Source organism: Eubacterium sp. Marseille-QA0814 (assembly GCF_965119675.1).
Taxonomy (GTDB): Bacteria; Bacillota; Clostridia; order Lachnospirales; family Lachnospiraceae; genus Eubacterium_G.
Window position 1 is genome coordinate 900,263 of record NZ_CBCPMG010000001.1, and the last position, 14,965, is coordinate 915,227.

The 14,965-nt window shown below is 33.1% G+C and carries 11 protein-coding genes, 1 tRNA gene and 1 riboswitch; of the genes, 2 read left to right on the forward strand and 10 right to left on the reverse strand.

Annotated elements, in window-relative coordinates; translation table 11 throughout:
* Nucleotides 1–72: 72 nt before the first annotated feature.
* The 5 genes from ligA to ACQY63_RS04275 form a co-directional block, all read right to left on the reverse strand.
* A complete protein-coding gene (gene ligA / locus ACQY63_RS04255; protein WP_022165363.1) occupies nucleotides 73–2,022 on the reverse strand; it encodes an NAD-dependent DNA ligase LigA in 1,950 nt (649 codons plus the stop codon).
* Between the two features lie 40 nt (nucleotides 2,023–2,062).
* Nucleotides 2,063–2,791, reverse strand: coding sequence for a pseudouridine synthase (locus ACQY63_RS04260; RefSeq protein WP_302690061.1), 729 nt, complete (start codon nucleotides 2,789–2,791; stop codon nucleotides 2,063–2,065).
* A 483-nt stretch (nucleotides 2,792–3,274) separates the two neighbouring features.
* A complete protein-coding gene (locus ACQY63_RS04265; protein ID WP_022165364.1) occupies nucleotides 3,275–4,096 on the reverse strand; it encodes an energy-coupled thiamine transporter ThiT in 822 nt (273 codons plus the stop codon).
* A gap of 41 nt (nucleotides 4,097–4,137) precedes the next feature.
* Nucleotides 4,138–4,234: riboswitch (TPP riboswitch) on the reverse strand.
* Between the two features lie 74 nt (nucleotides 4,235–4,308).
* The gene (locus ACQY63_RS04270) at nucleotides 4,309–4,917 is read right to left on the reverse strand and encodes a thiamine diphosphokinase (protein WP_022165365.1); all 609 of its coding nucleotides are present in this window, start codon (nucleotides 4,915–4,917) and stop codon (nucleotides 4,309–4,311) included.
* Nucleotides 4,918–4,936: 19 nt separating this feature from the next.
* The gene (locus ACQY63_RS04275) at nucleotides 4,937–5,851 is read right to left on the reverse strand and encodes a hypothetical protein (protein WP_022165366.1); all 915 of its coding nucleotides are present in this window, start codon (nucleotides 5,849–5,851) and stop codon (nucleotides 4,937–4,939) included.
* Nucleotides 5,852–5,962: 111 nt separating this feature from the next.
* Between ACQY63_RS04275 and ACQY63_RS04280 the strand changes: the two genes are divergently transcribed.
* A tRNA-Arg gene (locus ACQY63_RS04280) sits at nucleotides 5,963–6,034 on the forward strand.
* A 2-nt stretch (nucleotides 6,035–6,036) separates the two neighbouring features.
* Here the strand turns inward: ACQY63_RS04280 and ACQY63_RS04285 are convergent.
* From ACQY63_RS04285 to ACQY63_RS04295, 3 genes are all read right to left on the reverse strand, one after another.
* Entirely contained in the window at nucleotides 6,037–7,101 is a 1,065-nt protein-coding gene (locus ACQY63_RS04285) for a DUF5688 family protein (protein WP_428244781.1), read from the reverse strand.
* Between the two features lie 212 nt (nucleotides 7,102–7,313).
* Nucleotides 7,314–9,146, reverse strand: coding sequence for a translational GTPase TypA (gene typA, locus ACQY63_RS04290; protein ID WP_302690067.1), 1,833 nt, complete (start codon nucleotides 9,144–9,146; stop codon nucleotides 7,314–7,316).
* 272 nt (nucleotides 9,147–9,418) lie between these two features.
* A complete protein-coding gene (locus tag ACQY63_RS04295; protein WP_428244782.1) occupies nucleotides 9,419–10,051 on the reverse strand; it encodes a YigZ family protein in 633 nt (210 codons plus the stop codon).
* A 199-nt stretch (nucleotides 10,052–10,250) separates the two neighbouring features.
* Between ACQY63_RS04295 and ACQY63_RS04300 the strand changes: the two genes are divergently transcribed.
* Nucleotides 10,251–12,896, forward strand: coding sequence for a transglycosylase domain-containing protein (locus ACQY63_RS04300; protein WP_022164630.1), 2,646 nt, complete (start codon nucleotides 10,251–10,253; stop codon nucleotides 12,894–12,896).
* An 85-nt stretch (nucleotides 12,897–12,981) separates the two neighbouring features.
* Here ACQY63_RS04300 and ACQY63_RS04305 read toward each other — a convergent pair whose 3' ends face one another.
* Both ACQY63_RS04305 and gdhA read right to left on the reverse strand, forming a co-directional pair.
* Nucleotides 12,982–13,293 carry a hypothetical protein gene (locus ACQY63_RS04305; RefSeq protein ID WP_022164631.1) on the reverse strand — a complete coding sequence of 104 codons (312 nt, stop codon included), beginning with the start codon at nucleotides 13,291–13,293 and terminating at the stop codon, nucleotides 12,982–12,984.
* Nucleotides 13,294–13,338: 45 nt separating this feature from the next.
* A complete protein-coding gene (gdhA, locus tag ACQY63_RS04310; RefSeq protein WP_022164632.1) occupies nucleotides 13,339–14,673 on the reverse strand; it encodes an NADP-specific glutamate dehydrogenase in 1,335 nt (444 codons plus the stop codon).
* Between the last annotated feature and the right edge of the window lie 292 nt (nucleotides 14,674–14,965).

The window sequence follows — 14,965 nt, forward strand, 5'->3', positions numbered from 1 at the left end:
TACAATCCAATTATAAATAAAAAGCAGTTGTATTGTCAACTGCTTTTCTGTGTATACTTAAGATATTATTTTTTATTTCCAACGCTCTAAAAACTGTTCTTCATTAATGATTTCTATACCCAGTTCCTTGGCTTTTTTGTTTTTAGAAGAATTTGATAGTAAATCATTATTAATTAAATAATTAGTTTTTGAAGTTACTGAGCCTGTAACCTTGCCACCTCTTTTTTCAATATAATCTTTTACTTCATTACGATTGGCAAACCTTTCCACACTTCCTGTAACCACAAAGTTAAGACCTGCCATGTTTTGTTCTTCGTTGTTTTCTTCTTTTATAATTGTTAATTCATTTAATAGGTTGTTAAACTTTTTAATATTTTCTTTATCAGAAAAATACTCCACAAATTTAACAGCCATCTTGTCACCAATGCCATCTATTTTAACTAACTCTTCTGCTGTAGCATGTGTGATTTTTTCAATATCATTATTAAAGTATTTGCAAATAAGCTTGGCATTTGCCACACCGATATTCGGAATTCCCAGGCTATATAAAAGAGCATGTAATTCTACCTCTCTTGCCTTGTTTAAGGAATCAATTAAATTGTCGTAAGACTTTTGGCCAAATCCAGGTGTTTCCACAATTTCTTTCTGATATCTGCTTAAATTAAATATATCCGCAAATTCGTGAATGTATCCTGCATCGATAAATTTCTCTAAAGTTTCCTCTGATAATCCATCTATGTTCATTGCATTTCTTGAAACAAATAATGAATATAATTTAACATGCTTTGCGGGGCATTGTTTGTTCGGACAATATAAAGTTTTTACTCCGTTGTCATTTTTTATTTCTGTTCTTTCTCCACATGCCGGACAAATTTCAGGTATAATGCACTTGCCTGATTTAGTTACGTTTTCGGAAATTTGAGGGATAATCATATTAGCCTTGTACACTTTAATTGTATCCCCATCTCCTAATTTAAGTTCCTCCATTATGCTGATATTGTGAACACTTGCTCTTGTAACTGTAGTCCCTTCAAGTTCTACCGGTTTAAAAACTGCAACAGGATTAATCAAACCTGTTCTGCTTGGACTCCATTCGATATATTCTAAAGTTGTCTCAGCCTGTTCATCTTCCCATTTAAAAGCAATTCCGTTTCTTGGGAACTTCGCAGTTCTGCCTAAAGATAAACCATATTCAATATCATCATACATTAAAACCAAACCATCTGAAGGATAATCGTATTCTTTGATTTTTTCTGCAAAATACTTTACAGTTTCTTCCATATTTGAAGATGTTACTTCTTTTCTTTCAACAACTTCAAATCCCTGTTGTTCAAGCCATAAGTATTGGTGCTCAATTGAATTTTTAAAATCAACATTTTCTGCACTAATCAAGGCAAAAGCTATAAAGTTTACATTTCTTTTAGCAGTAATTTCACTGTTTAATTGTCTTACGGAACCTGAGCATAAATTTCTTGGGTTCTTATATTTTGCCTGAGCATCCTCAATTTCCCTGTTGATTTTTTCAAAATCAGAATATTTTATAATGGCTTCTCCACGTAACACCAATCTTCCCTCATAAGGAATGCTTAAAGGAATGTTTTTGAATGTTTTTGCATTATTTGTTATAACTTCACCAATTTCACCATTACCTCTTGTAACAGCCTTAAAAAGTTTTCCCTGCTCGTATGTTAAAACCACTGTAAGGCCATCAAGTTTCCAAGACAATAATGATTTTTTGTCTCCCGCGAAATCAGCCAGCACATTTACTTCCTTAGTTTTGTCCAAAGATAACATTGGACTTTCATGCTGTTCTTTAGGAAGTTCACTTACAACCTCATAGCCTACATTAACTGTGGGGCTGTTCGCCAAAACAATTCCTGTATCTTTTTCTAACTGTACTAATTCATCATATAAAGCATCATATTCAAAGTTGCTCATTATTTCCTTTGCATCCTGATAGTATGCTTTACTCGCCTTATTTAATATATCTACTAACTCTTTGATTCTTTCTTTTTTATCCACTTTAAATCTAATCCTCACTTACATATTTTGATAAACCGCTTTAATTTTTCTTTAATGAATCTAATTCACTATTTGTTAAGTTTCTATAATTTCCAATTGGTAAATTATCCAAATGCACTCCCATAATTCTGACTCTTTTTAATTTCTGAACTTTAAAGCCAAGAGTTTCGCACATTCTTCTAATCTGTCTGTTTAAGCCCTGAGTTAAAATAATATTAAATGTATGTTTATTAACTTTTTTAACAACGCAAGGTCTTGTAACCTGGTCTAATATTTTTACTCCTTTGGACATTTGTTTGATAAACTCCTCTGTAATGGGTTTATCAACAGTTACAACATATTCCTTTTCATGATAATTGGAAGCTTTTAAAATGTTATTAACCAACGCCCCGTCATTCGTTAACAATATTAACCCTTGAGAATTCTTGTCCAATCTTCCAATAGGATAAATTCTCTTCTTATAGTTAATATAATCTACAATATTATCGGGATTATTTTTGTCAGTTGTACATTCTACTCCAACAGGCTTATTAAAAGCTATAACAATCTGTTCTTCTTCTCTTGAAACTTCTTTTCCATCAACAGTAACTTTGTCTAACAAAGTTACTTTCTGCCCCATCAAAGCAGTTTCGTTGTTTACCTTAACATGCCCTTCTTCTATTAATCTGTCAGCCTGTCTTCTTGAGCAAAAACCTGCATCACTTAAAAATTTATTTAATCTTATTTCTTCTGTATTACTTTTCTGTTCTTTTAATCTTTTATTATCCATATACATACCTTATTTTAGTATTTTTAACTTAATTTATTCTAAATAAATCCTTCTAAATTATACATCTTAATAATGATAAATGATACTAGAAACAACGTCAACAAAAATAAGATAAGAGAAGCTGTATATTAGCAAAAACCTTAACTAATATATAAAGCAATAAAACTTTTAACTCAAACTAAAACAAATTAAACTTCAGCTACAAAATGCTAAAAAGAAGCTGCAACATTTTGTTACAGCTTCAGCTAACAAATTTATAGAACATGTACTCTCCCTCTAATAGTTTATAGTTTAATTTATTTCTAATACCCTTATTTATATTTTACATTCACACAAATACATATCTATAAATATTATTATTTATTTTTCAGCATGATTAATTATTCGTTTTTGCAATTAATTAGTTTTGGTAATTAATTCGCTTTGGTAATTAATTTGCTTATTAATCAGCTTTATTTTCTTTCAAGGTTTGTTTCTGATTTATTAATTTTCTCTTCTAGGCAAAACAGTTTTCTTTTTTGAAACTACTAATTTAGTAATTACATAAGTTAAGCCACCAACAATAACACCTACTAATAAAATCACACCTACTAACATCCAGTTTGTATTTGCGATAAGTGTTATCTTAAATCCGTCTTCTGTCTGGATTTGTCTAAATATAATTAGGAAGTCAACAATTATTGCTATACCACATACTAATACGCCATTTAAAACAGCCATAATGTTCTTTGACTTTTCTCTTGTTACAGGTTTTGCTGCTCTTAAATCAATTGAATTTGAAACAAGCGCCATAACATATACTGTAACTACAGTTTCAGGAATCATGTATGCTCCATTGTATACTAAAGAATATAATGCTCCATCAGCTGTTGGAATTGATACACCTGCCCATACTGTACAACCTGTAATAAAATGACATAAATATCTTAATAAACAAACAATCAATGTTCCTAAAACTAAGGCACCTGTCTGATGTTTATTTTTCTTAACAACACCAAGTAAACCAAGCACTGTAAAAGCCACAATGTAGTCTAAAAGAATTATGGCAATCATAGCTGTTGTTGATGTAGCATAAGAAACATTTGATAGACCTGTTAATAATTGCAAAATACTATATGTAAAACTTGTAATAAGTCCCCATTTCAATCCATGTCTGTAACCTGCAATTATAATAGGCAACATACTTGCCGCTGTTACTGCTCCACCGTATGGCATGTCGATAATCTTAATAAAGCTTAACACAAAAGCCATAGCAATCAAAACTGAACATTCTACCAATGTTCCTGTTTTCTTTGTTTTTTCCATAAAAAAAGTCCTCTTTAGAATATAATATCACCAGAGAACCTATACATAACTAAATGCTTCCTTACGATGGTACTAACCATATCAAGTAGTGAGGGTCGATATACATCTCTCAGCCATCCGGCACCCCTAGCGACATATTTTTCATTATTTATTCTATATTCTTTAACATTTTTTGTCAAGTTGGCAAAGTATTGTATACATATCTGATTAGTTTAATATACAATTAGAAGACTTCCTTTTCCAACTGATATAACAGGATTTGCATTTACAAACTGATTGCTTACCCCTAAAGGTCTGTTTTCCTCAAGCTTATAGCTTTCTATATTATATAATGCATTTTTTATTGTAACATTATGAGCAACTCCGTTTATCGCAAAAACCGAAAATATATTTTTTTCTTTTCCTGTTATTGAAATCGAACCATCTGAAACAACTGTATATGTGTTATTACCATCAACCATCTTAATGTTGGCTCCTAATTGTGATGCATATAAAAGTGTTTGTATATTGGCAAAAGTATGGTCTATCCTTCCACCGGTTCCTCCGAAAATCACAATGATATTAAAGCCTTTGTGCAATGCTGTCTTAACACAAATCATCATATCTGTTTCGTTTTTCATTACTTTGTGCTTTTCCACATTGTCACCAACAGGAACATATCCTAAAGAGTCAAAATCACCTATTACCAAATCAGGTTCTATTCCAAGTTGGTGTATTTTTTCAAAACCGCCATCTGCCGCTATTACAAAATCATTTTCTTTTTTAGTAAAATTGGTACCGGAGTTATCTCCGGCACCAACTATATAACATACGTTTTCCATTTATTTGACCTACTAATTTCTATTTGTTTTTGTTATTTTTTGAAGCTGTTGTCTGTGGCTTTGTTGCACTATTCACCTTTGTAGTAGGTGCCTGTGTTGTCACAGATGCTTTTGTTGTTGCATTGTTAGATGTATGAGATGCAGTTGTTTCATTCTTATTGTTTGAAGTTCCTGTAGTAGTCCCATTTTTCTTTTCATTTGCTTTAGCATTAATAGCATCATAATAAGCCTTAACCTTAGGATCTGATGCCTTAACACTTTCAAATTCTTCCTGAACATCTTTTAATAAATCCTGAACATCAGAATCTTTTGTAACTTTATTCATGTATTTTTGAATATCATCACCACTATCATTTTGAATATAAACATTTCCTGTTTTCTTATCCCTAACAACATATAATCTGGTAATTGCAGGAACTGTTGTGTCAATATTCTTAAGTCCCATCTGATAATATGCATAAACTACATACGTGTCATCATAAGGACCTTTCTTTGTGTAACATTCAACGTCACTATATTCCGATACATAAGTTCTTTGCTTCACGCTGTTAATGTCATATAAGTTTCCAACATACTGTGCAATTGTCTCAGCTCTCTTTGCGTCATCTTCAATTAAAAAAGCATTGAGATAATTTTTTACAACGTCAGTTATTTCAGGATACTTGTCGTCCTGTAGTGGATTCTCAGCTACAGCTTTCTCTGCCTTTGATGGAGTATTAACAACAAAATGTCTTACTAATAAAACACCTCCAACTACAATAACAAATGCTATAACTGCTGCAATTATCATATCAAATCTAATATTTTTCTTTTTTACAGGTTGTTCTCTTCTTACTACCTGTCTGCTATCGTTTTCTACTTCCTTTAGAAGTGCATCAAGCTCTTCCTTGGATAATTTATTTTCATCTTCTTCGAAATCCTTTGGATTATCCACGTTTCACATCTCCTTTATTCAACAATTTCTCTCATAATATCAAAAATAAAACTAAAATTCAACTTAGCAGGTATTGAACCCTTCTTAATTCTAATGTAAAATAAAAGCTATGCATCTGTAGTCTAATGGATAGAACGTCGCCCTCCGGAGGCGATAATGCCAGTTCGATTCTGGCCAGATGCATTTTATTCTATCTCACCAATATCTCTTCTATACATATAAACATGGTCTGATAACACGTCTACCGGATCTAACTGTCTTCGATTTACATCCCTTATCATTTCATCAATATATTCTCTTGAACAGCTAATATCAGGAATTAAAATCACTTCATGTATTGAGCTTGGAATAATGTAAACATCACTGTCATGTTCATTGGCAAAATTCTCTATTGCGTGTGGATATGTAATGCAGGTTGCCCCATTTAATTTCATGGTATTGGACATAACATACATATTAATATCTTCTATTTTCATATTATTAACTTCTTCTCTTACTAAAGTCTTAAGTTCTCCGTAAGTGTAATCTCCGTACATTGTATCTTCGCTTATTATTTCGCCTTCATCACCCTCAAAATTTTCTCCAAATTCGTCTCCGTATCCATTTCCATAATTACTTCCAAACTCATCTTCCACCCAGTCTTCATCTCCTAATATATCTTTTAATATCATATCTGAAATAATATCTTCCATTGGTGTAACTACAACAGGGAATTTATCCCATGTATTTTTGAACGCAATATCCCTAAGTTCTTTTCTGGAAATTCCCCAGCCTTCCAAATGTTCTTTATGAATTAATGCAGTTGCCTGACCTTCCCCATCTTCCGAAACCATGATATAAAATACAATTGCCAAATCTAAAAACTTTAAATGGGGTACTTTTTTCAGCAATTCTTTATTCATTTCATAATTAATCAACTTATAATGTATCATGGTCTTTACTTTCTCAAAATCTGCTATGTCTCTTAAATCTATATCTGCATTAAAGCTATCCATACTATATAAATACATGTTAAAAATCTCAGTACATATATTTGTCATGTCTCTTCCATGCTTAAAATCTACAAAATAATTTCTTAAATATATCGTAGGTGTAGCCACCTCTTCTTTCCTTACAATACTAATGGCTTTTCTTCTAACATTGTTGTTCTTTAAAACATTTCGTACTACAACTACTCCCTCACCTAATTCCTTTTCAACAATGTCTTCAACCCCTCTTTTAACTTCCTTTACAAACTTCTCATAATTCATTACTATTCTTCCTCCGGTAAATATTAAAATATTGTCAGCTAAATGCTACTCTTACATTTTACTTTAGGAATTTAGTAATTGATTTTATTTTTAAGAATGTGTCAAAAATAACTTTTTTGTGCAATTAATTTTCAATAATAACGCAAAAATCGTGTGCGATTAAAACTCACACACGATTTTATGCTTTCCACATACCTGATAAAAATCAAGTATTATTGATTCTGTTTTCTAATATTAGCTCTCTTTCTTAATGTTGGATCTAATATTTTCTTTCTGATTCTTAAGCTTTCAGGTGTAATTTCAAGTAATTCATCTGTATCAATATACTCTAATGCCTGCTCAAGACTTAATTCCTTCTTAGGCACTAATCTTAAAGCTTCATCAGAACTTGATGTTCTTGTGTTTGATAAATGCTTTGTCTTACAAACATTTACTTCGATGTCTTCAGCTCTACCTGTCTGACCTACAATCATACCTGAATATACTTTTTCGCCAGGTCCTATAAATAATGTACCACGCTCCTGAGCATTAAATAAGCCGTAAGTAATCGCTTCACCTGCTTCAAAAGCAATAAGTGAACCCTGTTTTCTGTACTGGATTTCTCCCTTATAAGGACCGTATTCATCGAACATTGCGTTCATGATACCGTTACCCTTTGTGTCAGTCATAAACTGACCTCTGTATCCAATAAGACCTCTTGATGGAATTGAGAATTCAAGTCTTGTAAATCCGTCACCTGTTGGTGCCATTCCCTGTAATTCACCTTTTCTGTTACTTAATTTTTCAATAATTGCTCCTGAGAATTCTTCAGGTACATCAATGTAACAAATTTCCATTGGCTCTAACTTCTTGCCCCGTTCATCTTCCTTGTAAATTACTTCTGCTTTACTTACTGCAAATTCGTAACCTTCACGTCTCATGTTTTCAATAAGTACAGATAAATGAAGTTCTCCACGACCTGATACTTTAAATGAGTTCTTCTCATCTGTTTCTTCAACTCTTAAAGAAACATCAGTGTTTAATTCTCTCATAAGTCTGTCTCTTAAATGACGAGATGTAACAAACTTACCTTCCTGACCTGCTAATGGGCTGTCATTTACCATAAACTGCATAGAAATTGTTGGGTCAGAAATCTTCTGGAATGGTATTGGCTTTGGATTTTCGATTGAGCAGATTGTATCCCCAATACTAATATCCGCAATACCTGAAATAGCTACAATTGAACCAACTGTTGCTTCATTAACTTCTACTTTATTTAATCCTTCAAATTCATAAAGTTTGCTGATTTTTACTCTCTTTGTGTTTTCAGGATCATGATAGTTTGCTAAAACTACATCCTGATTTACTTTGATTGTACCATTATCAACCTTACCAACACCGATTCTACCTACATAATCGTTGTAGTCAATTGTACTAATAAGAACCTGTGTATCCGCTTCAGGATCACCTTCTGGAGCAGGTATATAATCAATAATTGTTTCAAATAAAGGCTTCATGTCTACATCAGGATCTTCCATATCTAATTTGGCAAATCCCTGCTTTGCTGATGCAAATACAAAAGGACATTCAAGCTGATCTTCGTTAGCATCTAAGTCGATAAATAACTCTAATACTTCATCAATTACTTCGCTAGGTCTTGCTTCCGGTCTGTCAATCTTGTTGATACATACAATAACAGGTAAGCTTAATTCTAATGCTTTCTTTAAAACGAATCTTGTTTGAGGCATTGCACCTTCAAAAGCATCAACAACTAAAACAACACCGTTTACCATTTTAAGAACACGTTCTACTTCTCCACCAAAATCAGCATGGCCCGGTGTATCAATAATGTTAATCTTTGTATTCTTATAAGTTACTGCTGTATTCTTAGAAAGAATTGTAATACCTCTTTCTCTTTCAATATCATTTGAATCCATTACTCTTTCAGCAACTTCCTGATTTTCTCTAAAAACACCACTTTGCTTTAAAAGTTCATCTACTAAAGTTGTTTTACCATGGTCTACATGGGCAATAATGGCAATGTTTCTAACATCTTCTCTAATCATCTTTTATCTCCTTATTTGTATTTATTAATCTGCTTTTTATAATATGTGTTAATTGTTAGTTTCTATAATAAACCTACGCTATATACTTTTTCAAAAGTAATTTCAAAACTCACTTTCACTAATCTGCGCATAGGCATAACCTTATTTATTTTATCACAAACTTAATTTTTTTCAATCTTTTCCTATTATATTATAATGGATTTATTTGTATTTTATTACGTTTACAACTAGCGTTTTTTCCATTATTTCTATTTTGTATTTATATAGTGAAGTTAATCAGTACATTTTTGCTTATATTCAATATCATCAACTCTGCTAAATACCGCCTGTCCGTTAGTAGCCTCTACCACCTGACTTTTAAATTTTTCAAAATTTTCTTTTGGCATTTCAATATCTAATTTAACATTTGCGCCGTACTCTTCTTTTGCTTCTATATTCATTTGTGCAATTATATATTTTATTTTTCCAATGCTATTGTAATCACACTCAACTGAAAAACTAACACCTTCGCAAACTCTCAAAAGCCGACTGTTTTCTATTGCTGCCTTAGAGCTTTGACCGTACGCTCTTACAAGCCCACCTGTGCCAAGCAATGTACCACCAAAATATCTTGTAACAATTATAAGGGTGTTATGGATATTACCTTTTGTCAGCACTTCCAAAATCGGTTTACCTGCTGTTCCCTGGGGCTCTCCATCATCACTGAATCTCTGCACTTCATTGTTCTTTCCTATTACAAAAGCGAAACAGTTATGCCTTGCATCCCAATACTGTTTCTTAGTTTTCTCTATTATTTCTAATGCCTGCTCCTCAGAATCAACGGGAAAAACATTGGCAATAAACCTTGATTTTTTCTCTACGATTTCTACCTGAGCCGGACCGTCAACCATGTAAAATTCTTCCATTAATGTACTTTTTCCTTTTACTTTAACTAAAATTTATCTCTGCCATTTTAACATACTTTTTTCTCCATATCCACACTGACAAATATTGCAAATCTTTTTTATTATAAAAACTAATATTTGCATTCGATTTTTGGCGACAAACTTCCCCTTTATTTAATGTATGTCTTTTGATATAATTGAACGGAATAGGAGGTTTTCTATGAATTTTGGATACAGAGAGACCATTGACAAACAAAAAGATTTAGTTTCTGTACAAAGAAAAGTGGTTTCAAAATCATTAGTTGGAGTATTAAAAGTATTTCTTTATCTTTTAGTTCTCCTTATTATTACAGTAGGATTTCTGGGCTTAGGACTTTTACATGGAATTATCAAAAGTGCCCCATCGGTAGATGATATTTCCATCACGCCTTCGGCATCAGCTACTACTGTTTATGATTCTAATAATAAAAAAATCAGTACCCTTGTAACATCCGGTTCTAACAGAATCAAGATAAGTCTGGATCAGGTTCCTGATCATTTGAAATGGGCTTTTATTGATACTGAGGACTCTCGTTTCTACGAACACAACGGTATTGATGTACAGGGTATCGGTCGAGCTGCTTTCATTGCACTTACAACAATGAATCCGTCAGAAGGTGCCAGTACCTTAACTCAGCAGGTTTTGAAGAATAATGTCTTTACTAACTGGACAAATGAAAGTTCTTTCCTCGCTTCTTTTAAACGAAAGATTCAGGAACAGTATCTTGCAGTTCAATTAGAAAAAGTCACATCAAAAGACAAAATATTAGAAACATACCTAAATACTATTAACTTAGGTTCTAATACTTTAGGAGTTGAGGCAGCCTCAAGAAGATATTTTAATAAGAAGGCAAAGAAATTAACAATTTCTGAATCAGCAGTAATTGCTTCTATTACACAGAATCCTTCTTACTATGATCCGATTTTGAATCCTAAGCATAATGCTAAAAGACGTAAAAAGATTCTTAAGAATATGAAAGCCGCAGGTCATATTACTAAGAAGGAATATAAACAGGCTTTAAAAGATGATGTTTACTCAAGAATTCAGAAGGTTAATAACAAAATTGAAAAAAACAGTAATTCAATTAATTCATATTTTGTAGATGAAGTTATTAATCAGGTTATGGATGATTTACAGTCCATCAAAGGCTACTCATACACTCAGGCTTACAACGCAGTGTACAGTGGCGGATTAAAAATTTACTCAACACAGGATAGTGACATTCAGAAGATTTGTGACGAAGAAACATCTAATGATGCAAATTATCCATACTCAATTTATTACTCAATTAACTGGGCATGGACAGTTCAAAATCCTGACGGCACAGTTGATAATTATGATGAAAGTGATATTAGTACCTACCACAGAAAAGTTTTAGGCGAAAGCAATTATCAGTTAATCTTTTCATCAAAAGAATCAGCCAAGGCTGAAGTTGACGCTTACAAGAAACATTTAAAACGAAAGTATTACAAAAAAGGTGTAAAGAAAAAATTAGGCTACATTCAGGCTGAAACATTGTACTATAATCCACAACCTCAGGTTTCATTTACAGTAATGGATCAGAATACAGGCTATGTTAAAGCCATTGTTGGTGGACGTGGAAAGAAAAATGTAAACCTTTCTCTAAACAGAGCAACGGATTCAACCCGTCAGCCGGGTTCTACTTTTAAGGTATTATCTGCTTATGCACCTGCAATTGACACAATGGGCTATACTCTTTCAACTACTATTGTTGATGAGCCATATAGATATGCAAATGGTCGTTCAGTTAATAACTGGTACAGTGGTTATCGTGGAACAGTAACTGTTAAGAAAGCCATCGCTGACTCAATGAATGTATGTGCAGTAAAAACAATTACAGCAATTACACCACAACTTGGTTACGATTACTTATGTAATTTTGGAATAACAACTCTTGTTGATAATCGTGTTGAAAAAGATGGTTCAGTTACATCTGATATACATCAGCCTTTAGCTTTAGGCGGTATTACAGATGGTGTTACTAACTTAGAAATGACTGCCGCTTACGCAACCATTGCTAACTTAGGAACATATACACAACCTGCTTTTTATTCACAGGTAATTGACGAAAACGGACGTGTTCTTCTTGACAGAACTACTCCTACTACTCACACAGTTTTAAAAGAATCTACAGCGGTTCTTTTAACAGAAGCAATGGAAAGCGTTGTTACTTCCGGTACAGGTACATCCTGCCAGCTTGACGACGACATGCCTGTAGCTGGAAAAACAGGTACTACTTCAAGTGAATATGACTTATGGTTCTGTGGTTACACACCATATCTTACAGCCTCAATATGGACAGGATATGATGAAAATAAGTCATTATCAGGTGATCAGGCATTCCATGAAAGAATGTGGTCAAAGATTGTTAGCAAAATTGATAAAGTAAAAAAATACAAAAAGACAAACTTTAAACAGGGAAAAAATGTAAAAGCATACGATATATGCGATTCTTCAGGAAAAGTTGCCATTGACGGTGTTTGTCCTGAAACTCATGTTGAATATTACAAAAAAGGTAGTGAACCGGCAAAATGTAATTATCATTCAAACAGTTACACAAAATCATACAGTAACAGCAATAATTACTACACAAAGAAAAAATATTACAGTTCTACTACTACAAACGCCAGTGAGAATCAGACAACTGCTAAATCAGGAAGTAAAACAACAGCTAAGGCTAAAAGCGATTCAGATTCTAAAGGTTCTACAAAAGAAAACAATAAAAAAACAACTGCAAAAGCCAAAGCTGATACAAAGTCAAAAACTTCAGGTAATTCATCAAAGAAAAATACTTCTGAAGAATAGATTCCCACTACAAAAGGCTCTAGCCAAACGGCTAGAGCCTTTTATTTTTTGTAATATTTCGTCTATCTCATTACTTTTATAGAAGCTATCTTTTCATCCTTAAGATAATTTTATTTTTCTGCTTTGATCTTTTTATATCTCCTTTGTAACTTTCAAAAGTCCCATCTGTCTTTATATTCTTCATGCCTCTAAATGGGAATGCATAAGAATACACTTTTCCATCTTTATAAGTTAATACAAGCTCATTTCCCGAATCTGTCTGTAATACTACCTCTTGCTCACCGTCAGCCTCCATATCCACCTGACACCAGGATTGAATGTTCACTTTTCTCCTTTTTAAGTCTTTCATTCCTATAATAATTGAAAATGTAACAATAAAAAAAAGACGTGCTACCATACAGTAACACGCCTTTATTTATGTTATTATATTTGATTACAATAATTAGCAAACACCCTGTGCTTCCATAGCTTCTGCAACCTTTTCGAATCCGGCGATGTTAGCACCTGCTACATAGTTGCCTTCAAATCCGTATCTCTTAGCAGCATCACTGATGTTACGATAAATATTTACCATGATTGTCTGTAATTTAGCGTCAACTTCTTCAAATGTCCATGAAAGTCTTTCTGAGTTCTGTGACATTTCAAGAGCTGATGTAGCAACACCACCTGCATTAGCAGCCTTACCACCAACGAACCAAACTCCGTTTTCCTGTAAGTATTCTGTTGCATCAATTGTTGTAGGCATGTTAGCACCTTCACAAACAGCTTTACATCCGTTTGCAACTAACTGCTTAGCATCATCAATAAGTAATTCATTCTGTGTAGCACATGGAAGAGCGATATCACACTTAATCTGCCATACTCCACGTCCTTCATGATATTCAGCTGAAGGTCTTGCTGCAGCATATTCTGTAAGTCTTGCTCTCTTAACTTCCTTAACTTCTTTAAGAAGATCTACATCGATTCCTTCTGGATCATAAATCCATCCTGTTGAATCAGAACATGTAACAACCTTAGCTCCCATCTGATGAGCTTTCTGAATAGCATAGATAGCAACGTTACCAGCACCTGATACAACTACTGTCTTGCCTTCCATTGTTTCCCCATGATCTTTCATTAATTCCTGTGTTAAGTAAAGTAATCCGTATCCTGTAGCTTCTGTTCTAGCTAAAGAACCACCGTATGTAAGTCCCTTACCTGTTAGAACACCTTCATATAATCCACGAATTCTCTTATACTGTCCGAACAAATATCCGATTTCTCTTGCACCTGTTCCAATATCACCGGCTGGTACGTCTGTGTCTGCTCCGATATATTTGCAAAGTTCTGTCATAAAGCTCTGGCAGAATGCCATAACTTCTCTATCTGATTTTCCCTTAGGATCAAAGTCAGAACCACCTTTACCACCACCGATTGGAAGTCCTGTAAGTGAGTTTTTGAAAACCTGTTCAAATCCTAAGAATTTAATAATACCAATGTTTACTGATGGGTGAAGTCTCAAACCACCCTTGTATGGTCCAATAGCTGAGTTGAACTGTACTCTGTATCCTGTATTTACCTGTACCTGTCCATTATCATCAACCCAAGGAACTCTAAACTTAATCTGTCTTTCAGGTTCGCAAATTCTTTCAAGTAATGCTTCCCTCTTAAATTTTTCCTCGTTCTTTTCGATTACAGGTCTAAGTGATTCTAATACTTCATCAACTGCCTGTAAAAATTCTGGTTCGCTAGCGTTCTTTTCATGAACCTTAGCTAATACCTCGTCTACATATGACATATTTGTAGCCCTCCTTAATATATTTTTCTTAATCTCGTGTATTACTTTTTTTACACTTTAACACACTAAAGAGAATTATATATTAATTTCTTTACTTTATCAAGTATTTCAAACATTAAACTTAATATTGTAAAGTGTTTTGTTTTAGAGCTTTATTTTATTAAGTGTGGACTGAATTTTTATAGCGATTACTTAATACTTTTAAGCGTACTTTATTTTTCACTTTTATGAGCAAACTTTTTCTTTTATTTTGTTAATTTTTTCACTATTTCATCTGCTATTTTTTTAATGT

Excerpts from the sequence above, each read along its gene's own strand:
- ACQY63_RS04260 (WP_302690061.1), bottom strand. The coding sequence starts at position 2,791 with ATGGATAATAAAAGATTAAAAGAACAGAAAAGTAATACAGAAGAAATA.
- ACQY63_RS04265 (WP_022165364.1), bottom strand. The coding sequence starts at position 4,096 with ATGGAAAAAACAAAGAAAACAGGAACATTGGTAGAATGTTCAGTTTTG.
- ACQY63_RS04270 (WP_022165365.1), bottom strand. The coding sequence starts at position 4,917 with ATGGAAAACGTATGTTATATAGTTGGTGCCGGAGATAACTCCGGTACC.
- ACQY63_RS04285 (WP_428244781.1), bottom strand. The coding sequence starts at position 7,101 with ATGAATTATGAGAAGTTTGTAAAGGAAGTTAAAAGAGGGGTTGAAGAC.
- typA (WP_302690067.1), bottom strand. The coding sequence starts at position 9,146 with ATGATTAGAGAAGATGTTAGAAACATTGCCATTATTGCCCATGTAGAC.
- ACQY63_RS04295 (WP_428244782.1), bottom strand. The coding sequence starts at position 10,051 with ATGGAAGAATTTTACATGGTTGACGGTCCGGCTCAGGTAGAAATCGTA.
- ACQY63_RS04300 (WP_022164630.1), top strand. The coding sequence starts at position 10,251 with ATGAATTTTGGATACAGAGAGACCATTGACAAACAAAAAGATTTAGTT.
- ACQY63_RS04305 (WP_022164631.1), bottom strand. The coding sequence starts at position 13,293 with ATGGTAGCACGTCTTTTTTTTATTGTTACATTTTCAATTATTATAGGA.
- gdhA (WP_022164632.1), bottom strand. The coding sequence starts at position 14,673 with ATGTCATATGTAGACGAGGTATTAGCTAAGGTTCATGAAAAGAACGCT.